2 tRNA genes are annotated in these 204 nt (G+C 55.4%); both read left to right on the top strand.

The window, feature by feature from the left end:
* The first annotated feature begins 44 nt into the window (after window positions 1–44).
* Window positions 45–126 (top strand) — tRNA-Leu (locus tag HMPREF2864_RS11260).
* 3 nt (window positions 127–129) lie between these two features.
* Window positions 130–204 (top strand) — tRNA-Gly (locus HMPREF2864_RS11265).

Consider the following 204-nt stretch of genomic DNA (forward strand, 5'->3'; position numbering starts at 1 on the left):
CAGAGGGTCAGAGGTTCGAATCCTCTATGGCTCACCATTTATACGCGGGTGTGGCGGAATTGGCAGACGCACTAGACTTAGGATCTAGCGCCTTACGGCGTGGGGGTTCGACTCCCTTCACCCGCATATGCAGAAGTAGTTCAGCGGTAGAATACAACCTTGCCAAGGTTGGGGTCGCGGGTTCGAATCCCGTCTTCTGCTCCA

It is taken from the genome of Staphylococcus sp. HMSC059F04 (genome assembly GCF_001812565.1).
GTDB lineage: Bacteria > Bacillota > Bacilli > Staphylococcales > Staphylococcaceae > Staphylococcus > Staphylococcus lugdunensis.